Annotated in this window: 14 protein-coding genes, 2 tRNA genes, 1 pseudogene and 1 riboswitch; of the genes and pseudogenes, 9 read left to right on the forward strand and 8 right to left on the reverse strand. The window is 71.6% G+C overall.

Going from position 1 to position 21,706, the window contains the following annotated elements:
* The 4 genes and pseudogenes from ACF1FZ_RS17410 to ACF1FZ_RS17425 all read left to right on the forward strand — a co-directional run.
* Nucleotides 1–243: pseudogene (locus tag ACF1FZ_RS17410) on the forward strand (RNA helicase); the annotation flags it as partial.
* Nucleotides 244–496: 253 nt separating this feature from the next.
* Entirely contained in the window at nucleotides 497–3,622 is a 3,126-nt protein-coding gene (locus ACF1FZ_RS17415; RefSeq protein ID WP_391774227.1) for an FG-GAP-like repeat-containing protein, read from the forward strand.
* Nucleotides 3,623–3,683: 61 nt separating this feature from the next.
* Nucleotides 3,684–5,240 (forward strand): amino acid permease, encoded by a 1,557-nt coding sequence (locus ACF1FZ_RS17420; RefSeq protein WP_391774228.1) that lies wholly within the window; start codon nucleotides 3,684–3,686, stop codon nucleotides 5,238–5,240.
* Between the two features lie 91 nt (nucleotides 5,241–5,331).
* A tRNA-Lys gene (locus ACF1FZ_RS17425) sits at nucleotides 5,332–5,408 on the forward strand.
* Between the two features lie 644 nt (nucleotides 5,409–6,052).
* Here ACF1FZ_RS17425 and ACF1FZ_RS17430 read toward each other — a convergent pair.
* Nucleotides 6,053–6,508: a MarR family winged helix-turn-helix transcriptional regulator gene (locus ACF1FZ_RS17430; protein ID WP_391774229.1), complete on the reverse strand. Its 456-nt coding sequence runs from the start codon at nucleotides 6,506–6,508 to the stop codon at nucleotides 6,053–6,055.
* A 172-nt stretch (nucleotides 6,509–6,680) separates the two neighbouring features.
* On the opposite strand from ACF1FZ_RS17430, the gene ACF1FZ_RS17435 reads away from it, so the two are divergent.
* Both ACF1FZ_RS17435 and ACF1FZ_RS17440 read left to right on the forward strand, forming a co-directional pair.
* Nucleotides 6,681–8,135 (forward strand): MFS transporter, encoded by a 1,455-nt coding sequence (locus ACF1FZ_RS17435; protein ID WP_391774230.1) that lies wholly within the window; start codon nucleotides 6,681–6,683, stop codon nucleotides 8,133–8,135.
* Between the two features lie 480 nt (nucleotides 8,136–8,615).
* Nucleotides 8,616–9,956 (forward strand): ABC transporter substrate-binding protein, encoded by a 1,341-nt coding sequence (locus ACF1FZ_RS17440; protein WP_391774231.1) that lies wholly within the window; start codon nucleotides 8,616–8,618, stop codon nucleotides 9,954–9,956.
* Between the two features lie 89 nt (nucleotides 9,957–10,045).
* Here the strand turns inward: ACF1FZ_RS17440 and ACF1FZ_RS17445 are convergent, their stop codons facing one another.
* From ACF1FZ_RS17445 to ACF1FZ_RS17455, 3 genes are all read right to left on the reverse strand, one after another.
* The gene (locus ACF1FZ_RS17445; RefSeq protein ID WP_391774232.1) at nucleotides 10,046–10,267 is read right to left on the reverse strand and encodes a hypothetical protein; all 222 of its coding nucleotides are present in this window, start codon (nucleotides 10,265–10,267) and stop codon (nucleotides 10,046–10,048) included.
* A gap of 93 nt (nucleotides 10,268–10,360) precedes the next feature.
* Entirely contained in the window at nucleotides 10,361–10,519 is a 159-nt protein-coding gene (locus ACF1FZ_RS17450) for a hypothetical protein (protein ID WP_391774233.1), read from the reverse strand.
* 205 nt (nucleotides 10,520–10,724) lie between these two features.
* The gene (locus ACF1FZ_RS17455; protein WP_391774234.1) at nucleotides 10,725–12,110 is read right to left on the reverse strand and encodes an FAD-binding oxidoreductase; all 1,386 of its coding nucleotides are present in this window, start codon (nucleotides 12,108–12,110) and stop codon (nucleotides 10,725–10,727) included.
* Between the two features lie 384 nt (nucleotides 12,111–12,494).
* Here ACF1FZ_RS17455 and ACF1FZ_RS17460 point away from each other — a divergent pair.
* From ACF1FZ_RS17460 to ACF1FZ_RS17470, 3 genes are all read left to right on the forward strand, one after another.
* A tRNA-Met gene (locus ACF1FZ_RS17460) sits at nucleotides 12,495–12,568 on the forward strand.
* Nucleotides 12,569–12,930: 362 nt separating this feature from the next.
* Nucleotides 12,931–14,088: a PP2C family protein-serine/threonine phosphatase gene (locus ACF1FZ_RS17465; RefSeq protein WP_391774235.1), complete on the forward strand. Its 1,158-nt coding sequence runs from the start codon at nucleotides 12,931–12,933 to the stop codon at nucleotides 14,086–14,088.
* A 232-nt stretch (nucleotides 14,089–14,320) separates the two neighbouring features.
* Nucleotides 14,321–14,473, forward strand: a riboswitch (cyclic di-AMP (ydaO/yuaA leader).
* A gap of 11 nt (nucleotides 14,474–14,484) precedes the next feature.
* Nucleotides 14,485–15,525, forward strand: coding sequence for a M23 family metallopeptidase (locus ACF1FZ_RS17470; RefSeq protein ID WP_391774236.1), 1,041 nt, complete (start codon nucleotides 14,485–14,487; stop codon nucleotides 15,523–15,525).
* Nucleotides 15,526–15,854: 329 nt separating this feature from the next.
* Here the strand turns inward: ACF1FZ_RS17470 and ACF1FZ_RS17475 are convergent, their stop codons facing one another.
* The 4 genes from ACF1FZ_RS17475 to ACF1FZ_RS17490 form a co-directional block, all read right to left on the reverse strand.
* Nucleotides 15,855–17,306, reverse strand: coding sequence for a PrsW family intramembrane metalloprotease (locus ACF1FZ_RS17475; RefSeq protein WP_391774237.1), 1,452 nt, complete (start codon nucleotides 17,304–17,306; stop codon nucleotides 15,855–15,857).
* 69 nt (nucleotides 17,307–17,375) lie between these two features.
* Nucleotides 17,376–18,209 carry a tRNA (guanosine(46)-N7)-methyltransferase TrmB gene (gene trmB, locus ACF1FZ_RS17480; protein ID WP_391774238.1) on the reverse strand — a complete coding sequence of 278 codons (834 nt, stop codon included), beginning with the start codon at nucleotides 18,207–18,209 and terminating at the stop codon, nucleotides 17,376–17,378.
* Nucleotides 18,202–19,458, reverse strand: coding sequence for an L-2-hydroxyglutarate oxidase (lhgO, locus tag ACF1FZ_RS17485; protein WP_391774239.1), 1,257 nt, complete (start codon nucleotides 19,456–19,458; stop codon nucleotides 18,202–18,204). The genes trmB and lhgO overlap by 8 nt, the downstream gene beginning before the upstream one ends.
* Before the next feature lie 124 nt (nucleotides 19,459–19,582).
* Nucleotides 19,583–21,088: a sporulation protein gene (locus ACF1FZ_RS17490; RefSeq protein ID WP_391774240.1), complete on the reverse strand. Its 1,506-nt coding sequence runs from the start codon at nucleotides 21,086–21,088 to the stop codon at nucleotides 19,583–19,585.
* Nucleotides 21,089–21,706 lie beyond the last annotated feature (618 nt).

Below are 21,706 nucleotides of genomic sequence, written 5' to 3' on the forward strand. Positions count from 1 at the left end.
CGTCCGTCGTTCAACCGTGACCGTCGTGACGACCGTCCCTCCGGTGGCTTCCGCTCCGGTGGCGGCGACCGCCCGTTCAACCGTGACCGTCGTGACGACCGTCCCTCGGGCGGCTTCCGCTCCGGTGGCGGCGACCGCCCGACCGGCCGTCGTGACGACCACCGCGGTGGCACCGGCACGGGTACCGGTACCGGCACCTTCGGCCGCCGTGACGACAAGCCGCGCTGGAAGCGCAACGGCTGAGTCCGGCTGACAGCCGGCTGATCCGCGGGGCCCGTACAGCACCCAGGTGCTGTACGGGCCCCGCGGCGTCCGCCGGGGCCGCCGCCTCCCCCGCCTGTGAAGGTCCTGTTAAGATCCGTCCCCTCGCGTGGGGGGACCGCCGGGGGGCGGGTGCGGGCGGTCGGGCACGCCCGGCGGCAGCCCAGTTCCGATGACAGCCATTTCTTCTTCCTCCATGCCTGCGTACTCGTGTCAGTCCAGGGGAGGAACCCGAGTGGCCCACCGTGCCCTCAGATCCGGTGTCATCGCCGCATCGCTCGTGCTGTCCGTCACCGCCGGTCTCCCGCCGGCGGTCTTCGCCGTGCCGCAGACCGTACGGAACGCCGTCCCGTCGGCCGTCGGCGCGGCTGCCGAACCCGTGGTCGTGCCGGCCGCGCTGCGGAACTCCGTGCAGCCCTTCACCCTTGTCTCCACAGGCGGCGCCCGCGAGGCGGACGCCGTGGGGGAACTGGGTGTCTTCAGCCGCGTACCCGGCAAGGCCGACTACCGCTGGACGCGCTTCTCCGACGGCGCCCACTTCCCGGCGGGGCCGACGGGGACCGGCACGGTCACCCGGATGTACGGGACCGGTACCGACACGATCGCCTATCTGCGGGCGGACGAGGTCGAACTGCGTGACATGGCGGCGGGCACCACGAAGTTCGTGACGATTCCCGAGGGCCTCACCTTCTCCGGTGTGTACGGGCACACGGTCGTCGCCGTGAAACTGCTGACCGTGGAATCCGGCGGGACCACCGGCACGGCGGCCCCCGAGGCCCACCTCCTGGACGTCCGGGACGACGGGTCGACACGGGACCGCCTGGTCACCGGCCTCCCCGAGGGCGCCAAGTACTGGCTGTCCCAGGCCGCCGCCGCAGGTGACGAGAACGGCATCCTGCTGCGTTTCGTCCACGAGGGGGTCGCCCGGATGGCGTTGGTCGACCTGGAGACCGCGCACATGGACTCCGGCAGCTCCGCCCACATCCAGGGCGCCGCGCCCGGTTACCTCCTGACGCCCCGGCACGTGGTCCGGTACTCCTACGGCGCGGACTCGACGATCAGCGTGGTCCCCCGGTCCGACCTGGGGGCCGCTCCGAGGGTCCTGACGGCGCCGGCGCCCACCGAGCGCAACGGGTACCACCTCGCCGTCGTCGGCGACTGGCTGCTGCACAACAAGGGCGGCAGCGCCATGACGGCCACGCCGATGGACGGCGGGCCTTCCCGGCAGGTGCTCAAGGCGGCCAGGACGGAGGTCGCGGCGGCGCAGGACGGCTCCGCCGTGGTCGTCGGCGGAGCCACCGGTTACGCGACGGACACCACGTGGGGGGCGTACCGGATCGTGGAAGGGCCGGACGGGACCCCGCAGTCCACCCGCGTCGTCGACCTGTCCGCACTGCCCGTGGACCTGGAGGGCATCGGTCTTGCGGCGGGAAAGCTCACCGTGGCCTCCCGTCCGGGCACGCTCCGCGAAGGTACCGAGAGGCAGCTCGCGGTCCAGGGAACGCCCTCCTACGGGCCGGCCGCCAAGTCGTTCATCTCGTTCGTGAGCGACTGCGGGGCCGAGGACCCGGACTGTCACGCGATCCACGGCACCCGCGACGGGGAGCCGGTGGTGCTGAACCGGCAGCCGTCGGGGTCCGGTGACGAGGTCCGGGTCTCCCGCGGGAGTTCGTTCCACACAGGTCTGTCCGGGGGAACGCTGACGGACACCGACGGCGACTACGCCGTCTACACGCACGCGGCGTCGGGCCGGCAGGTCGTCTACCGCGCCCACGGCGGGGAGGAGATCCTGACCAGGGCCCCCGTGGCGTCCGCCCTGTGGGCCGGGACGCTGTGGAGCGCCGGGACGGTGCCGGGCACGGTCACCTCGTACGACCTGGCCACGCGCCGGACCACGGCGACGGTGCCCCTCGGTACGGACTGCGTGCCCGACGAGCTGCAGGCACTCGGACGCTGGCTGTACTGGACGTGCGGGGCCTCCGGGAAAGCAGGGGTCCTGGACCGTACGACGGGGAAGTCGCTGCCCGTGCCCCTCGGTGAGGCACTGCTGGGGGACGGGTACCTCGTACGCCACGACAAGGCCGCCGGGAAGCTGGAGCTGACCGATCTGGTGTCCTCGACGGCGACCGGGGCGGTGGTGAGCCGTGTGGTCGCGGACCTGCCCGCGACCGGGAACCCGCAGCGGCGGGTGGCATGGACGGTGGACAAGTACGGCGGGCACCTCGCCCACGTGGACGCAGACCGGCGGGTGCACGTCGTGCCGACCGGGGTGCCGACCCAGCCGCTGTCGGCCCACGAGGACTCGTGGACGGGCCTTCCCGGGGCGGTCTCGGGCCCCTGGACGTACGCGGGGAAGCTTTCGAAGCCCGTCTCGTCGTGGAAGGCCGTCTTCACGGACCGGCGGACGGGGAAGGCGGTCCGCACGGTCTCGGGCGGCGAGGTGCGGGGCGGGCTCACGGCCGAGTGGGACGGCCTCGACGATGCCGGGCACCCGGCCGTCAACGGCCGGTACGGCTGGACACTGACCGCCGAGCCCGCCGACGGGCACGGTGCCGCACTGGTCCGCAGCGGGGAGGTCTCCCTCACCACGGGTGCCCCCGCCTGGCGTGACTTCGGCCGGGACGCACTCGGGGACCTTTTCGTCACCGTGTCGGACGGCATGCTCGGACGCCGCGACGGACGGCTGCCCGGCACCGTCGGCCCGCTCGACGGCTACTGGGGTTTCGAGGACACGACCGCGACGAGGATCCTCCCGACCGGTGACCTCGGTGGCGACCGGTGCAACGACTACCTCGCGGCGACGGACCACGGCACGCTGATGCGGTTCGACGGCACGTGCTCCGAGGGCAGCGGGGCTCCCGTCGACTACGAGGTGATCGGCTCCGGCTGGAAGGCGTACGACATGTTCGCGCCCGGCGACATCGACGGCGACGCGGTCGCGGACCTGCTGGCCCGTCAGAAAGCCACCGGTCACCTCTTCCTGTACCCGGGCGACGGCAAGGGCAGGCTGAAGGCCCGGACCCAGATCGGTGTCGGCTGGAACGGTCTCACGGTCGTGGGAGCGGGCGACCTGACCGGTGACGGTTTCGGCGACCTGCTGGTCCGCGACAGCGCCGGGGTCCTGTGGCGTTACGCCGGGACGGGCACGGGCAGAGTCGCGGCCAAGGTGCGGATCGGCTCGGGCTGGCAGCAGTACGACGCGCTCGCGGCAGTCGGTGACATCACGGGTGACGGGCGGAACGACCTGCTCGCGAGGGACACGGCCGGGGTGCTCTGGCGGTACGACGGGACGGGGACGGGCACGTTCGCGGTGCGGGCCAAGGTGGGGCCGGGCTGGATGGCGTATCCGACGGTCTTCTAGCCGGGCAGCACATGGCGTGAGGCGCGCATGTCGTGCCCCCGGTGAGGGCATCGCTGGGGGCATGACAAACGACGAAGCCGTGGCGGCCGAGCCACCGCCCGATGCCCTCCAGGGCCCGCCCGCGTCCACCTCCGACGAGGAGCGCCTGGCCGAACTCGGCTACACCCAGGTCCTCGCCCGCCGGATGTCGGCCTTCTCCAACTACGCCGTCTCGTTCACGATCATCTCGGTGCTCTCCGGGTGCCTGACGCTGTATCTGTTCGGCATGAACACCGGCGGTCCCGCCGTCATCACCTGGGGGTGGGTCGGCGTCGGACTGATGACGCTGTTCGTCGGGCTGGCGATGGCCGAGATCTGTTCGGCGTACCCGACGTCCGCGGGCCTGTACTTCTGGGCCCACCGCCTCGCCCCGCCGCGCTCGGCCGCGGCGTGGGCCTGGTTCGCCGGCTGGTTCAACGTGCTGGGCCAGGTCGCCGTCACCGCCGGTATCGACTTCGGGGCGGCGTCCTTCCTCGGGGCCTACCTGAACCTCCAGTTCGGGTTCGAGGTCACTCCCGGCCGCACGATCCTTCTCTTCGCGGCGATCCTGATCCTGCACGGTCTGCTGAACACCTTCGGTGTCGGCATCGTCGCCGTCCTCAACAACGTCAGCGTGTGGTGGCACGTGGCCGGGGTCGCCGTCATCGTGGGCGCGCTCACCTTCGTGCCGGACTCGCACCGGTCGGCGTCGTACGTCTTCACCGAGTTCGTCAACAACACCGGCTGGGGCAGCGGCTTCTACGTCGTGATGATCGGCCTGCTCATGGCGCAGTACACGTTCACCGGCTACGACGCCTCCGCCCACATGACGGAGGAGACCCGTGACGCGGCCGTGGCGGGCCCGCGCGGCATCGTGCGGTCCATCTGGACGTCCTGGATCGCCGGCTTCGTGCTCCTGCTCGGCTTCACCTTCGCCATCCAGTCGTACGACGGCGCCCTGAACTCCCCGACCGGCGCCCCGCCCGCCCAGATCCTCCTGGACGCCCTGGGAGCCACCACGGGCAAGCTCCTGCTGCTCGTCGTGATCGGCGCCCAGCTGTTCTGCGGGATGGCCTCGGTGACCGCCAACAGCCGCATGATCTACGCGTTCTCACGCGACGGGGCGCTGCCCTTCTCCCGTGTCTGGCACACGGTCAGCCCACGCACCCGTACCCCTGTCGCGGCCGTCTGGCTGGCCGCACTCGGCGCCCTGGCCCTCGGCCTTCCGTACCTGATCAATGTCACCGCGTACGCCGCCGTGACGTCCATCGCGGTCATCGGTCTCTACATCGCCTACGTCATTCCCACGTTGCTCAGACTGCTGCGGGGCGACGACTTCGTCCGGGGGCCCTGGCACCTGGGCCGGTGGTCCCGGCCCGTCGGCATCGTCGCGGTTGCCTGGGTCGGGGTGATCACGGTGCTCTTCATGCTGCCCCAGGTCTCCCCGGTCACCTGGGAGAGCTTCAACTACGCGCCCCTGGCCGTCCTGGTGGTGCTGGGCTTCGCCGCGATCTGGTGGCTGGTGTCCGCCCGCCACTGGTTCCTGAGGCCGGGCACCCCGGTTCACAAGCACACGATCGGGGACGAAACCACGGGCTGATCCGCCCCGCCCCGGGCACGGCAGGGCCCGGCATCCGATACCCGATCGGCTGCCGGGCCGGGGGGAGCTATGCTCGGGGGTGATCCATCGCGGGCCGTTAGCTCAATTGGTCAGAGCAGCGGACTTTTAATCCGTTGGTTGTGGGTTCGAGTCCCACACGGCCTACCACTGGATCCCGGGTCAGGGTGGTTCCCTGGCCCGGGACCACTGCTCGTGGTGCGAGTTCACCGCGGGCGGATGCCCGTCCGCGCTCCGTCGAGGTGCGGCGTGCCGCGGATCGCTCCCCCCGCTGCCACCGGGCGCCTCCTTCGCCGGGCCCGCCACCCACGACGCATCGGTGTCGGCCGGACCGTGCACGGCGGGGCGTGCTGACGTTTCGCCGGCCGCCTCGGCCGCCGGCCCTTCTGCCGGCCACACCGTGATCGTCCCGGGCTGCGTGGCACCGGCCCCGGACGGCCAGGAGGCCGGCCGGGCCGTGGCCAAGCCGTTCGCCTACTCCCGCTCTCCCGCTTTCGAGGGATGTGGCGTACGCGGGGCGAGGGGAGGATTCCGCTGCAGAGCAGAGGAATGAGGACCACGCGGGAGAGAGACCATGGGGACTCCGGTTCGCGGTTGTCCCACCGTACGCATCCAGGGGGAACCAGGAGTCGCGGCGGGGCCGCGCCCCCGGAGTCTTCCGTGGAAACGGTTCCCGTCCGAGCACTCCGGACCGCCGATTCACCGCGTCTGTCGCGCACCAGTGAGGAGCACGTACGCATCCTCGCGGAGGCCGGCACCATCGCGTTGCCGCCCATCGTCGCGCGTCCCGCGGCTCAGGGGCGTGGCCAGGGGCGGCCACCGATGCGTTCGATGTCGGAGTTGAAGCGCCGCAGGTAGCCGGCGAAGGCGGAGATGTCCTCGTCGGACCAGTCGGCCATGACCCGCTCCAGGGAACTCACCATGCCCTCGCGTTCCGCGTCGAGGGTCTTCGCGCCCTCCTCGGTGATGCGGAACTTGCGGGCCATGCCCCCGTCCGGATCGGGGATGCGCTCCACGAAGCCGGCACGCATGACCGCGGCGGTCTGCCGGTTGAGGGTGGAGACGTCGAGGTCGAAGGCTTCGCTGAGCTCACCGACGGACATCGGGCCCTGGACGCGGATGCGGCTGAGCAGGACGTACGCGCTGCGCTCCAGGAGGCCGTCCTTGCGACGTCCCTTTCTCTGGTTCAGCAGGCCGTGCCGGCTGAGCAGCATCTGCTCGTACTCGACCTCTCGTGTCGCCCTGTTCATGCGCGGGCACCTCCTGCTTCCTGCCCGGCGAGGCCGGTGTGTCGTCGTGCCGTGATGCGTGTTGACGTCATCGTATGTTCACGAGGAAGTGCATGGACCACGCATTATGCATAATGCAATAGACGTGTACGATGCCAAGTCTTCCACCGACAGATAGCCGAGGACCCGCGACATGGACGCCCCCCAGCCCACGGCCCGCGCAGGCGGCGTGATCACGACGCTGGCACTCGCCGGCACCGCCGCGGCGGTGATGCAGACGCTGGTGACTCCGCTCATCGCCGAGCTGCCCCGGATCCTGGACACCTCTTCCTCGAACGCGGCCTGGGTGGTCACCGTCACCCTCCTGGTCGCCGGTGTGTGCGTACCGGTCACCGGCCGGCTCGGCGACCTTCTCGGCAAGCGCCGGATGCTGCTGGCCTGCGCGGTCCCGCTCGTCGCCGGCTCGGTGGTGTGTGCGCTGGCCTCCTCCGTGGTCCCGATGATCGTCGGCCGGGGCCTCCAGGGCATGGGCATGGGCATGGTGCCGCTGGGTATCGCGCTGCTGCGTGACGTGGTGCCCGCCGAGAAGCTCAGCGGTTCGATCGCCCTCGTCAGCGCCTCCATGGGCATCGGCGGCGCCCTCGGTCTGCCGATTTCCGCCGCGGTCGCCGAATACACCGACTGGCGCGTGCTGTTCTGGGGCTCCGCGGTCCTCGCGCTGACGATCGCCGTACTCATCTGGCACTTCGTCCCGGACGTCCCGGCCGGTGCCAAGGGGCAGCGCTTCGACGCGCCCGGCGCGATCGGGCTCGCCATCGGACTGGTCTCCCTCCTGCTGGCGATCTCCAAGGGCGCCGACTGGGGCTGGGCTTCGGGCACCACGCTCGGCCTGTTCGCCGTGGCGGTCGTGTCCCTCGGCGTCTGGGGGGTCTACGAGCTGCGTACCCGTGACCCGCTGGTCGACCTGCGCACCACCGCCCGACCGCGCGTGCTGCTGACCAACGTCTCGTCGGTCCTGGTCGGCGTCGGCATGTACTCCTTCATGCTGATCGCGCCGCAGCTGCTGCAGTTCCCCGAGGCCACGGGCTACGGCCTGGGGCAGTCGATGCTGGCCGCGGGCCTCTGGATGGCTCCCGGCGGGGTGATGATGATGATCGTCTCCCCGCTCGGCGGGAAGCTGATCAACGCACGCGGTCCCAAGACCGCCCTCGTCCTCGGTGCACTCGTGATCTCCCTGGGTTACGGCATCTCCCTCTTCCTCATGGGTTCCGCCTGGGGCCTGATGGTCGTCGGCATCGTCGTCAGCAGCGGTGTCGGCCTCGCCTACGGCGCGATGCCCGCCCTGATCATGAGTTCGGTCCCGCTCTCGGAGACCGCCGCGGCCAACGGCTTCAACACCCTGATGCGCTCGCTCGGTACGACCATCGGTGCGGCCGTCGTCGGTGTCGTGCTGGCGCAGATGACCACCAGCCTCGGCGGGTTCTCGCTCGCCTCCGAGGACGGTTTCCGTGTCGGCCTGATGATCGGCTGCGGAGTCGCGCTCGTCGCCGCCGCGGTCGCCGCCTTCATCCCGGGTCCCGTCCGTCCCGCTGCCGAGGACGGCAGGACCGGCCCCGCCCCGGCCGGCAAGGTGACGGTCGAGGCCTGACGCCCACCGCGAGCCCCCGAACACCGGAACGCCCCGCCCGGTCCGACCGGGCGGGGCGTTCCGGTGTTCGGGGGCTCGGCGATTCGTCGCTGCACGGGCATTGACCGTGGGGGCGGGCCGTCTTACGTTCGTCGCGTTGCCCTTCGTATGTCATATATGAGACGCGATATGAGAGCCGAGCGCCGTATGCACCCAGCCCCGAGCCCCCTCCCTCGCCGCCCCCGGAGCCGCGGGAGACGCTGAGGCCCCCGTCCGCCCGGACGGAGGAAGGGCCGGCCTCACGGTGGCCCGAGGGCCCACGGGCCCGGACGCGGCGGTGAACCGGGGCGGCCGGACCCGCCCCGTCAGCGGCTCCTCCGGTTCGACGGGACCGCCGGCCCCCTGCTCTTCCCCGAAGCACCCCGTCCCTGCACGGCTTCACGCTGCGGTGCCCTGTCGCCCGGCGGCTCGCCGGTGAGTACTCAGAGAAGAGAGCCGACCATGATCAAGCCCCGCGGTAACCGCCTCGCCATCGCGATATCCCTGGCCTCCGCCTTGGCCCTCACCGCCACGGCCTGCGGTGACGACGGCAGTGGCATCACCGGTGCGAAGGGCGCCGAAGGCCCCGGAACCGGGAAGATCGTGTTCTGGGACGAGAACGGAGGTGTCCGCACGGCGATCTGGAAGGAGATCATCGCCGACTTCGAGCAGGCGAACCCCGGCATCGACGTGCAGTACGTGGGCATCGCCTCCACCGAGGCCCAGTCCAAGTACGACACCGCCATCCAGGGAGGCGGCCTGCCGGACGTGGGTGGCGTGGGGGCCGCGATGGTCGCCGGGATCACCGCGCAGGACGCGCTGGAGCCGCTGGACGACCGGATCGAGGGAAGCTCCCTCAAGGACAAGCTCAATGACGCGATGCTCGAGAACGTGCGGAGCGCCGCCGGCCGGGACGAGACCTACACGGTGCCGATCTCCGCCACCAACGGTGTCCTCTACTACCGCACGGACCTGTTCGAGAAGGCCGGGCTGGGCGAGCCGGACACCTGGGACGAGTTCTACGGGGCCGCGGCGAAGCTGACGGACAAACGGGAGAACCGGTTCGGCTACACCATCCGCGGTGGACCGGGCTCGATCGCCCAGGCACTGGACGCGATGTACGGCCAGTCGGGCATCGACTCCTTCTGGGACGAATCCGGCACGAGGACCACGGTCAACGATCCGAAGAACGTCGCGGCTCTGGAGAAGTACGCCGGCCTGTACAGGAAAGCCACTCCCGAGGCCGACCTCAACAACGACTTCACGAAGATGGTCGCCCAGTTCGACTCGGGCAGCATCGCCATGCTCAACCACAACCTGGGCTCCTACCAGGACCACGTGAGCTCGCTCGGCGTCGGGAAGTTCCGCGGTATCCCGCAGCCCGAACTGGCCGACGGCACCAGGGTGATGGTGTCCAACCCGGTCTCGGGCCTCGGTCTGCTCAAGTCCTCCGAGAACAAGGCGGCGGCCTGGAAGTTCATCGAGTTCGCCGCCTCCCACGCCTCGAATTCGAAGTTCAGCGAGTCCGCGGGCCTGATCCCGGCCAACAAGGAAGCCGCCGAGGACCCCTGGCTCGACGAGGCCGAGACCACCAAGCTCGGTGCCGAGGCGCTGTTCTCCGGCAACACCAAGATCGTTCAGCTTCCCTACTACCTGCCGGACTGGAACACCCTGTCCAAGGCCGACAGCGAATCGGGCTTCCAGAAGGTGCTGCTCGGCCGGACGAGTGCCAAGGACTTCCTGGACGCGTTCGCCGAGGACCTCGACCGCGCCCAGGCGGAGTGGAAGGAACAGCAGGGCTGACGGGGGCGCCGCCCGTGGCCCCACCGGGCCCCGGGCCCGGCCGCCCCCGCCGGGTCACGAGCGCGCACACGGGCCGGGGACGTGGGCCGTCAGTCCAGGCCCTCCTCCCGCAGGTCGTACATCATGAGGAACGTCCGGTAGGTCTCCGCGGACACCTCCTGGCAGACGTCCGGCCGGTCGGCCCACGTCGACGTGTTGTCGAGGGCCCGCCGGCAGGCCGACTCGGTCTCTGCCCGGGACGGGATGTTCGAGATGAACGCGGCGATCAGCAGGACCACTGCGAGGACGACCACACCGATACGGATGCGCATGGTCTCCCAACGACCGTGCGGCCGGACCGGTCACCCGGGGCCGGCCGGGGCGGCGCCCGGTGGTCCGGGACCGGTCAGGGCACGCGCGCCCGGTCATTCGGGTTCGTCGGTGACCGGCGGCAGGTCGGGCTCGATGAACAGGCCCGCGTACTGCGGTGTGGGCAGCGGGGCCGTGGTGCCCGTGTCGGTGCCGGAGCTCGCGGGCGCGTCGCCGGGGTGCCGCTGGGTCGTGCGGGCAGGCATGTCGGTCATCTCAGGTGTCCTGTAGGTAGGTGTGCGGTGTGCCCTGTGACCGAGCCGCTGCGGTAGATGCCGGACTGGTCCCGACCGGCAGGGCGACGAGGTGCCGCTGCCGGTGCCGCGCCGCTCCGGGGGCGGCCGGATCATCGTGCGGTGCATGCAGACTGTAACCCTCCCGGCACGGCTTCCCCCCGGAATTGCGTTCCTGGCGTGACGGTCAGTGCGACGTCGCGGGCTCGATGTTCTGGTTTGCGTGGAAGAGGTTGTGCGGGTCGTAGGTCCCCTTGACCTCCGAGAGCCGGTCGTAGTGGCCGCGGTAGGTGGCCCGGACCCGTTCCTGGGACTCGCCGGTGCCCAGGAAGTTCACGTAGCCCCCGCCCATGGAGTGAGGGTGCAGCGCCTCCCAGTAGCCCACGGCCCACTCCCGCAGTGCGGAGGCGTTGGCCGGGTCGGGGTCGATGCCGGCGATGACGCCGGACCAGACGGCGTCACGGTAGGCCCAGGCGGTGTCGTCGGGTCCGACGCGGGAGGCGGCTCCGTCAACCGGGTACAGGTGCATGGTCGACAGGCCGGTGGGGAGCTTCTCCGCGAAGGAGGCGTGCACGTCGACGGCCTCGTCCGTGATCCGGTCGAAGAAGTCTCCGCGCCAGTACCACTGAAGACCGGGCGGCATCAGTGTGTCGAACATGGACTGCAGGGCCGGATAGGGCATGGGCGCGGTGAAGTGGAAGGCGGGCGGACCCGGTTCGTTCACCACGGCGAGGGTCTCGCCGAGGGACTCCGGGTCCGCCGTCGAGGACCAGACGACGCCGCACATCTTCTGCCCGTGGATCTCCTCGGGGAAGGGCGGGCCGGGCGGGACGGTCAGCGAGGCGAAGAAGCCGTACAGGTCGTCCGGTGCCTGCGGCAGGAAGTCGCGGTACCAGCGCATGACGTCGTGGAAGAGTTCCCGGGGCCAGACGGTGACGGCGACGCCCACGGTGTCCACGGGGTGCAGCTCGAAGTCGAACGTCGTGACGATGCCGAAGTTCCCGCCGCCGCCGCGCAGCGCCCAGAACAGGTCGGCGTGCTCGCTCGGGTTCGCGGCGACGAAGGTGCCGTCGGCGAGGACCACGTCCGCGGAGATCAGGTTGTCCGCGGAAAGACCGTACGCGCGGGTGAGGTAGCCGTGACCGCCGCCGAGGGTGAGTCCGCCGACACCGGTCGTGGACATGATCCCCGTCGGGGTGGCGAGGCCGAACGCATGGGTGGCGTGGTCGAGATCACCCAGCGTCGCACCGCCGTCGGCCTGGGCGGTCTGGGTGGCGGGGTCGACCCGCACGCCACGCATGGGTGAGAGGTCGAGCGTGACCGCGTCGTCGGAGAGACCGAGGCCGGGGCCGCTGTGCCCGCCGCCCCGGACGGCCACGTCCAGCCCGTGCTCGCGGACGAAGCCGACGGCCGCCATGACGTCGGCCGTGTCGCGGCACTTGACCAGGGCCGAGGGCCTTTTGTCGATCATGCCGTTGTAGACCGCGCGGGCCTGTCCGTACTCCTGGTCCTCGGGACCGATGACGGGGCCGCGCAGAGCGGTCCTCATCGTCTCGAGCAGGGTGGCGTCCATGGTCGTCTCCTCGCGCACGTGCGCCCGGCCTCCCCTGCACCATCGGTTCGGGTGAGGCTGCTGGGCCGACGCCGGCACCCCCGGGATGTCGCGCAGACGGGACCGAACACCGAAAGGCTTGCACCTCCAGAGTCCCGCCGCGCCCGGAGTCCCGCAATCGCGCGGCACCGGGCTCCGGCCCGGACCGGTCGGACCGGATCGGCCCTGACCGGGTGTGACCACAGCCCCGTGCACATCACCCAGCCGTCAACTCCACTGCGTACAGCCCGCGTCGAGAAAACACACCGGTACCGGAGGAGTGCCCGGCGGCGAGGGGACGAGGGGGCGGCAGCCGTAAATGGTCGGAGCACCCTCCCGGATGGCGTAGAGTTGCAATCACAACGGCGCGGGGTGGAGCAGCTCGGTAGCTCGCTGGGCTCATAACCCAGAGGTCGCAGGTTCAAATCCTGTCCCCGCTACTGAAGACAGAGGCCCGGATCCTTCCAAGGATCCGGGCCTCTGTCATGCGCCGCGTCACCCGGCCACGGCCGGGTGACGCGGCGCAAGGACACGGGTGCGCGGGTGACCGGCCCGGGGGTGTACCTCGCCGGTCTCCGCCCCTGGAGGAACTACGATCGCTACGGAGACGGAATCGCCGTCTTCGCACGGGATGCACTGACGATCCACGCGCAGCACCGGTTCTCCGGCTGACCACCGGGGCGGGGCTCCGACGCGCTCCTCCCTTCGGCCGATGACGTGGCGTCGTTCGGCGCGGCTCCGGCCGGCCCGGGTGGGGCACGGTACCGTCCGCAGCCGTGGTGGACCGGGCAGGAGTACACAGGTGGGGAAGCGGGACGGACGGTCAGGGGGCGCCGCCGGGAACGTCCGTTCCCAGCGGTTCGTGCGCGTGCTGCCCGCTCTGATGATCTGTGCCGGGGTGGCCTTCGACCTCGGGACACCGGACGAGGTCACAGCCGTTCCTCTTTTCGCCGCCGCCCCGCTGATCGCCGCCCCGTTCTTCTCACTGGCCGGCACCGTCCGTGTCGGAGTGGCGGCGGTCATCGTCGTGTTCGCCATCCGGGTCTCGGACGGCATGCTCGCCGAGGTCGTGCCGGTCACCGATCTGCTCACCCTGATCACCGTCGCCGCGCTCTCCCTCGCCATCAACCGTGTCGTACGCCGCGGGAACGAGCAGCTGGCCTCGGCCAGGGTGATCGCGGAGACCGCGATGCGTGCCGTGCTCCCGACGCCCGAGGACCGGATCGGCGGGCTGCTGGTCGCGGCGCGGTACGAGGCGGCCCAGGCGGACGAGTTCGTGGGCGGTGACCTGTTCGCCGTCGCGGACACGCCGTTCGGGGTGCGTCTGGTCGTCGGGGACGTACGGGGCAAGGGACTGGACGCCGTGGCGGCGGTGGCCGTCGTGATCGGGGCGTTCCGGGAGGCCGCCGAGCAGGAGCTGTCGCTGGAGGGCGTGGTGCAGCGCCTGGAGCGGGCACTGGCCCGCGAGGGTTCGCGGCGGGGCGGGCTGGACTCCATGGAGGGGTTCGTCACCGCCGTACTCGCGGAGATCCCGGCCGGTTCGGACACGCTGCGGGTCGTCAACCGAGGTCATCCCGAGCCGCTCGTGCTGCACGCGGACGGGGCGCTGGAGGTACTGGCGCCGACCGTGCCCGCGCTGCCGCTCGGGATGGGGCTGGACGTGTGGCCGGACCGGTCGGACGAGTGGACGCTGCCGGCCGGGGCGATGTTCCTGGCCTTCACCGACGGGCTCTCCGAGGCGCGGGACGCGAAGGGTGCCTTCTACGACCCGGCGGCCCGGCTGCGGGGCCGGCTCTTCCCGGGGCCCGACGAACTGCTGTCCGCGCTCACCGATGACGTACGGCTGCACACCGGTGGCCGGTCGACGGACGACCTGGCGCTCCTCGCGGTCGGCCGCCCCGCGCGGGGGCAGCAGGAGCGGCGCACGACGGTGAAGATCGTGCGGCGGGACAGTGAATGACCGGTCGCGACCGTCGGTAGTCGAAAGAAGCCGCTCGCATAACATTTGACACAGCGTCAGAAACTGGTGGCCGGATGCGGGATGCTCAAGTCGCCCGTTTGCGCCCGTTTGAGACGTGAAAGTCCAGGCCGGGATCGTGGTCGATCTGCGGGAACAGCTTGGAATCGGGCCCCGGTGTCTATTAACGTTCGATAACGCAGCGCGGTTGTACCTGTCGTCGCAAGAGGCGACACCGTGCGCAGCGCCGAATTCCGCAAGGGAACCGGGGAACCACCTACATGGGGTGAATCGGACACCTGTGTCTCGCGAGAGACGAAGGGGTCCGTAGGAGACCTTCCTGCTCCGAACCCGTCAGCTAACCCGGTAGGCGAGAAGGAAGGAAAGGAGTGCGCCCACGTGGCGTCCAACCAGCCTGCCCCCGAGGCACCGTCATCCTTCAGGACCGGCAGTTTCGGTGATGAGGACAGGACATGGGAGGAATGGAACCCCACCGAGGAGTCCATCCGTCCCGTTCGCGGCAGGCACCGCGTAGCCAAGCAGCGCGGTCTCGCTCGTAGCTCCACCGTCCTCGGCGTCGGTGTCATCGCGGCCGTCGGTGCGGGTGGCATGGCCACCGCGCAGAGCAAGCCGCCGGTCTCCATTTCTCTTCCCGATTCCATCGCGGACAATCTCCCCGACGCCAAGTCCCTTCCCGGTGTCGGCGCGTTCATGTCCGGCGACTCCGGCCCGGACCACGAGACGGCGGCCGTCTCCTCCCCGCTCACCACCGCGGGCATCACCGCGGCCGAGGCCGAGCAGGGCACCACCGACGCCGGTGAGGCGCTGCGCGCCCGCATCCTCCAGCAGGCCGAGCAGCAGCAGGCGGGGGCCGAGGCCGAGGCCAGGGCCGCGGAGGAGAAGGCGGCGGTCGAGGCCGCCGCGGCCCAGGCGGCGAAGCAGCAGAGCAAGGCCGAGGCCGAGGCCGCGGCGAAGAAGAAGGCGGCGGAGGAAGCGGCGAAGAAGAAGGCGGAGGCCGAGCGGCTCGCCAAGCTCGCCGCCAGCTACGCCGTCCCGACCTCCTCCTACTACATCAGCTCGACCTACGGCCAGGCCGGATCGATGTGGTCCTCGGGCCACCACACCGGGCTGGACTTCGCGGCCCCGACCGGTACGCCGGTCAAGGCCGTGCACAGCGGCACGGTGAAGTCGGCCGGTTACTCCGGCGCCTACGGCTACCGCACGGTCCTGGAGCTCGACGACGGCACCGAGGTCTGGTACTGCCACCAGTCCTCGATGGACGTGACCGCCGGTCAGAGGGTCACCACCGGCCAGACCATCGGCCGCGTGGGCGCGACCGGCAATGTGACCGGTGCGCACCTGCACCTGGAGATCCACACCGCGAACGGCACGGGCATCGACCCGATGAGCTGGCTGCGCGGTAAGGGCCTGACGATCTGACCGGTCCTGTCCGGTGTGCGTAACCGGTGCGTGTATCCGGTGTGCACAGGGCAGCCCACCATGCGCCGGGCGGTCCGAGTGAGTCCGGGACCCACGTGCCCGGCCTGTTCCGGGACGAGAGGCCCTTGCGCCGGGGTCTCCCGGCACACCGGACACCCCAGCGCACCAGACACTTCGGTGGCCCTGACGCCCGTCCTCCCGGCGTCAGGGCCACCGGTCTGTCCGGGAGCTGCGGATTTCCTGAGCCGTGGACCGATCGGCGGGGTGGCGGGCGGTCTGCGGCCCGGCGCCCGGCGAGTGGCGGAGCTGAGCGGTGCCCGCCTGGTGTTCTAACCGGGCGGAGTGCGGTGCCCGCCGTCCTCCCTGTACGGGTTGTAGCCCCCGTAATGCCGGTGCGGTGCGGGGAGCTGCTGCGGGGGCGGGCCGCCTTGGGGGAAACGCCGGGGGAACGGGGGCGGTACCGGCGGCCGGTGGGCGCGCAGCCGGCCCGTCGCGTGGGCCGCGTACGTCAGGGCCGGCGCCGCGATGTTCCGGCGGTGCCAGAGGTGGTGCAGCAACTCCTGCTCGCGCAGGGCGAAGTCCGGGCCCGCGCCGTCATGGCGCGCTCTGCGGCGCAGCACGGCCAGAGAGGTCGCGAAGGACTCGTACTCCGCGACGGTGCGCGCAGCGGCCCTGCCGTGGGCGCGGTCCTGGTGGCTGTTCCAGTGCCTGGCCATGTCGCGGGCCAGGCCCCGTGCCCGCATCGAGGCCAGCGCGAGCGGCTCGGCGGGGGCCAGCCAGCCCGCCGCCGCGTACACCGGCAGCTCGGTGGAGAGCATGCGCAGCTCCCTCTGGCGCGACCAGATCGCCAGCCAGGTCACCAGGCCGAAGGACGGCATCATGAACACGCCGTACACCAGGTAGAAGCCGTACGGCCCGAAGGCCGAAGAGCCGTTCCACAGGGCGTGCATACCCATGGCGAGGGCGAGTCCGAGCAGGGGCAGGACGATCCGGCGCACCCGGTGACGCGTGCCGCCGAGCGCGGCGATACCGAAGCCGATGCCGGAGAGCACCGTGAACAAGGGGTGGGCGAAGGGTGACATCACCACGCGGACGAAGAAGGTCCCCGCCGTCACGGAGGCGAGCCCCGTGGTCCCCAGCTCCTGGTCCTCGCCGAAGGCATTGCCCAGATAGAGGATGTTCTCTGTGAAGGCGAAGCCGGTCGCGGTGAACCCGGCGACCACGATGCCGTCGACGATCCCGCCGAACTGCCGTCTGCGGAAGAGGAAGATCAGCAGGACAGCGACGGCCTTCGCGATCTCCTCGACGACCGGGGCGACGACCGTGGCCCCGAGGGTGTCGGCGCTCGACGGGTCCGCGGTGGCTGTGGCTATCCAGCGGGTGGCGAAGGTGTTGGCGATGATCGCCACGAGCGCGGCGGCACACGCGCCCCAGGAGAACGCGAACAGCAGATTCCGCCACGGGCCCGGCTCGACCCGGTCGAGCCAGCGGAACGCCGCCATCAGCAGCGGCACGGGCAGCACGGCCAGCCCCAGCCCGACCAGGAAGCCCTCCGTGCCGGTCTGCTCGCGTACCAGGGCCAGGATCACCAGGCCGCAGAGCGCGAGCACCGTGATCACCGCGCCGGCACGGAACGCCTTGCTGCGCCAGACCATGCCGACGCGACGGGGCCGGTAACGCCACTGGCCTCGCTCCGGGACGGCGCCCAGGAACTCGTCGAGCTGCTGCTCCTCGAGAACCGGGACGGCCGGCTGCTGGTGCTGCACGGACCCCTGGGACACCCGATGACCCTAACGAGGACGACTGACACCTGGCCACGCCGCAGGGGCGGGGCACCGGAGGATGGCTGATCAGCGGCGGGTGAACAGCACGTCGTGCACGACGTGGCCCTTGTCCAGCCCCTGACCCTCGAAGCGGGTCAGCGGACGGAACGCGGGCCGGGGGGCGTAACCGCCGTCCGCCTGGGTGTTCTCGTACAGGGGGTGCGCCGTGAGGACTTCCAGCATCTGCTCGGCGTACGGCTCCCAGTCCGTCGCGCAGTGGACGAGCGCGCCGGGCTTCAGCCGCTGTGCCACCAGGTCGAGGAAGTCCGGCTGGATCAGCCGGCGCTTGTGGTGCCGCTTCTTGGGCCACGGGTCGGGGAAGTACACCCGGAGCCCGTCCAGGGCGGCCGGCGCCAGCATCTCGCGGAGCAGGATGATCGCGTCCCCGTTGGCGACACGGACGTTGGACAGGCCCGCCCGGTCCGCGAGACCCAGCAGATTGCCCTGCCCGGGGGTGTGCACATCGACGGCCAGGATCCCGGTGCCCGGGTCGTCGGCCGCCATCTGAGCCGTCGCCTCGCCCATCCCGAAACCGATCTCCAGGACCACCGGGAGACCGTCGAACAGTGCGGGGAGGTCGAGGGTGGTGAGGCCGTCGATGTCCAGGCCCCACTTGGGCCACAGACGCTGGAGGGCGTCCTCCTGGCCGGAGGTCACCCGGCTGCGGCGCGGCTGGAAACTGCGGATCCGCCGCTCGTGGTGCGAGCCCGCCGGGTCGGCGGCCGGGCCGCCGGGGAAGCGGGGCTCCTGGCGCAGCCTGCGCTGACGCTCGAAGGAGGCGGCGCGCCGCGCTGCCGCGTCCGTGTCCTCGGCGGGGTCGGCGGCGGACGTCTTCGGGGTGGGGTTCACAGGCTCAGACACAATGACCCGATTCTACGGCGGGAGGCTTCCACCCCGTCGCGCGAGCCCGCAGCAGGGCCCGCCGCGCCACCTCCCTCCCGATGGGCAGGGACGCGGTGGCCGCCGGGGACGGGGCGTTCAGCACGTGCACGGTGTGCGGTGCGTCCCGGATCAGGAAGTCGTCGACCAGGGTGCCGTCCCGCAGGACCGCCTGGGCCCTGACTCCCGCCGGAGAGGGCCGCAGATCGGCTTCCGTCACCTCCGGCAGCAGCCGCTGGACGGCCCGGGTGAACGCGCTCTTCGACAGGGACCGGTGCACCTCGCCCGCCCCGTACCGCCAGTGCCGCCGGGCGATCTGCCAGGAGCCGGGCCAGGCCAGGGTGGCGGCCAGCTCGCGCGGGCGGACGACCGTCCTGCCGTATCCCTCGCGGGCCAGTGCGGGCACGGCGTTCGGCCCGACGTGGACCGTGCCGTCGGCACCCCGCGTCAGATGCACCCCGAGGAAGGGGAACGCGGGGTCCGGCACCGGATAGACCAGCCCGCGCACCAGCTCCGGCCTGGCCAGCTCGTAGTACTCCCCGCGGAACGGCACGATGCGTGCCCCCGGGTCGTCGCCCGCGAGCCGTGCCACCCGGTCGCTGTGGAGCCCCGCGCAGTTGACCAGCACCCGGGCCCTGATCACCTGGCCGTCGGACGTGCGCACCGCGACACCCCACGGGCGCCGGTCGACGGCGACGACCTCCGCGCCGTAACGGATCCGCCCGCCCGAGGCGCTCATCTCGGTGGCGAGCCGGACGGTCACCGCGGTGAAGTCGCACACCCCCGTCGTGCCGACCCGGATCGCCGCGAGGCCGCGCACCCGCGGCTCGTACTCCGCGATCTGGGCGGGGCCGAGTTCCCGGACCGGCAGCCCGTGCGCCCGGCCGCGCTGCACCAGGGCGTGCAGCCGGGGCAGCTCGCCGCTGCCGGTCGCGACGATCAGCTTGCCCGTCACCGCGTGGGCGATCCCGTGCCGCGCGCAGAAGTCCACCAGCTCGGCGGCGCCCCGCACCGCGTAGCGTGCCTTGAGCGAGCCCGGCGGGTAGTAGATGCCGCTGTGGATCACCCCGCTGTTGCGCCCGGTCTGATGCCGGGCGGGCCCCCACTCCTTCTCCAGCACCGTGACCCGGGTGCCCGGTGCGGTGCGCGTGAGCGCGTACGCGGTCGACAGACCGACGATCCCGCCGCCGATCACCAGCACATCGCAGTCGTACGCCGCGTGCGTCATCATCACGCCACCTCCCACCCCGATAGTGCACTGACCCACTGACAACGGGCTCAAACCAAGGACGGTGTGCGCGTGGCGGGACGCTCCGCCCCCGGAACCGGCGAAACCGGGGCGTACCGGCGGTCTCCTACGCCGGGGCCACGAGAAGCGGACGGGCTCGTTCCCGTAGTTCGGCCACGCGGGGTTCGTCGCCGTACGGTTCCAGGCGGTGCAGCAGGTCGCGCACGTACTCGGTGGTGCGCGCCGAGGAGATGCGTCCCGCCACCTCCACCGCCCGCGTACCCGCCGCGCAGGCCGCGTCGAGGTTGCCCGATTCCAGCTCGGCGACCGCGGACACGACGAGCCGCAGTCCGTGGGAGCGGACGAACTCGTCGGTGGGTTTCGACAGGGCCTGCTCGGTGAAGCGCCGCACCTGGCGGGGTGCCTTGAGGTCGCGGTAGCACTCGGCGGCGTCGGCGGCGAACCTGTCGTACGAGTAGAACCCGAGCCACGTCGGGTCGGAGTCGCCGGTCCGGGAGCGCTCCAGCCAGCTCTCGGCGGCCCGGAGCGCGGCGCCCGCGGCCGGCGCGTCGCCGGCCTTGGCGTGGGCGCGCGCTTCGACGAGCCGGAAGAAGCTCATGGTCCGTGCGGTGGCGAGCCCGCGATTGCGTTCGACCGCCGCCTGCGCGAGGTCCACGCCCTCGTCGGCGAAGCCCCGGTAGGTCGCCTGAAGGGACATCGACGCCAGGACGTACCCGCCCAGCGGCACGTCGGCGGCGGCACGGGCCAGGCGCAGGGCCTGGATGTAGTAACGCTGGGCCGCCTCCTGCTGGCCGGTGTCGAAGGCCATCCAGCCGGCGAGCCTGGTCAGCTCGGCGGAGGCGCCGAAGAGCGCCCTGCCCACCTCGTCGCTGTACGAACCCAGCAGGAGCGGCGCGGCGTCGACCCGTAAGCACTCCGGGACCATGGAGGAACGCCAGTCGCCGCCACCGTACTTGGAGTCCCACCGGCGCGCGTCCTGGGCGGCCTCGCGCAGCTTGGTCACGTCGCTGTGGCCGACGCGCAGCATCGGGCCGTCGACGCCGCCGCCCACGGTGTCCGGGCCCGGCTGGACGGGCACCCCGCCGTGCGCCCCGGGCGCGCCCTTCGGGCCGAGTATCGCGGCCTGGGCGGCTGCCGGATCCCGTGCGACCGACGGATCCGCGGGTGTTATGAGCCACCGGGACGCGGGGGTCGCATAGGCGCTCACCGAGAAGGAACCCGCCAGCGACTGCCAGATCCCACCGCCGCCCCGGCGGCCCGCCAGGTCCAGCCGGTACAGATCGGTCGCCGACCGCACCGCCTCGCTCACGTCACGGGGGAAGGCCAGACCGACCTCCGGTGCCGGATCGGCGTCGGCGAGCCCGATCTCGTGCAGCGGGACGGGACGGCCGAGTTTGGCCCCTATCGCCGCTGCGATGAGATGGGGGGCCGCGCCCTGCGGCACCATGCCCTTGGCGACCCACCGGGCCACCGACGTCTTGTCGTAACGAAGTGTCAGACCGCGCTGCGCTCCGAGGTCGTTGACCCGCCGGGCGAGCCCGGCGTTGCTGATTCCCGCGAGGGCGAGAACCGTGCCGAGCTTCTCGTTCGGCCCGCGTTGCTCCCTGGACATGCGCCACCCCTCGACACACAGACGGCCGCCGCGTCACCGTCAGGCGCGCGGCATTCGTACCGTGTTCTCCCCAGGTATGGCCCCGCGCACTCCGGCCGCACACGCATTTGGCCGAGCCCCGTGGAATATGCCGCTCTGCTGAGAACATCGGTACACCCAGCGTAGTTCGCCGCATCCCCACCGTTAAGGGGCAGAACTCCGTATGGCGGGAATGTTGTCCGTGCGGCGCGGGGCGTGGGCGCCGTGCTCCTGACGTGTGGCCGTGCGCCCGGCCGTGCGCTCTCGTCCGGACCGGGCGCAAGCGCTTCGATGGTTCCTGCGTGGGTCGGCCCGCCGAACTGGACTCGGCGGGCTGGGGGACACCGCCGCCCCAATCCCCGCGGGCGGCGAACCGGTCCGGGAGGTGGCGAACACCTCCCGGACCGTGCGCCGCACGGGCGGGGTTCCGAAAGAGCGGACGTGCGGGCCGGCGCACCGGGGGGATGCGCCGGCCCGCACGTCGTCGCACCCGGGCGGGGTGCCCCAGGGCGCTGCCGCGGTCCTGCGGGGGAGTCGCCCGCGGCCCGGGGGCGGCCGCGCGAGGGTGCCCCCGGCGTACTGCCGGGAGCGAAACGCGCG

It is taken from the genome of Streptomyces sp. NPDC014623, assembly GCF_043088245.1.
Lineage (GTDB): Bacteria > Actinomycetota > Actinomycetes > Streptomycetales > Streptomycetaceae > Streptomyces.

Coding starts and splice junctions, on each gene's coding strand:
- ACF1FZ_RS17420 (WP_391774228.1), top strand. CDS start 3,684: ATGACAAACGACGAAGCCGTGGCGGCCGAGCCACCGCCCGATGCCCTC.
- ACF1FZ_RS17430 (WP_391774229.1), bottom strand. CDS start 6,508: ATGAACAGGGCGACACGAGAGGTCGAGTACGAGCAGATGCTGCTCAGC.
- ACF1FZ_RS17435 (WP_391774230.1), top strand. CDS start 6,681: ATGGACGCCCCCCAGCCCACGGCCCGCGCAGGCGGCGTGATCACGACG.
- ACF1FZ_RS17440 (WP_391774231.1), top strand. CDS start 8,616: ATGATCAAGCCCCGCGGTAACCGCCTCGCCATCGCGATATCCCTGGCC.
- ACF1FZ_RS17445 (WP_391774232.1), bottom strand. CDS start 10,267: ATGCGCATCCGTATCGGTGTGGTCGTCCTCGCAGTGGTCCTGCTGATC.
- ACF1FZ_RS17450 (WP_391774233.1), bottom strand. CDS start 10,519: ATGACCGACATGCCTGCCCGCACGACCCAGCGGCACCCCGGCGACGCG.
- ACF1FZ_RS17455 (WP_391774234.1), bottom strand. CDS start 12,110: ATGGACGCCACCCTGCTCGAGACGATGAGGACCGCTCTGCGCGGCCCC.
- lhgO (WP_391774239.1), bottom strand. CDS start 19,458: ATGATGACGCACGCGGCGTACGACTGCGATGTGCTGGTGATCGGCGGC.
- ACF1FZ_RS17490 (WP_391774240.1), bottom strand. CDS start 21,088: ATGTCCAGGGAGCAACGCGGGCCGAACGAGAAGCTCGGCACGGTTCTC.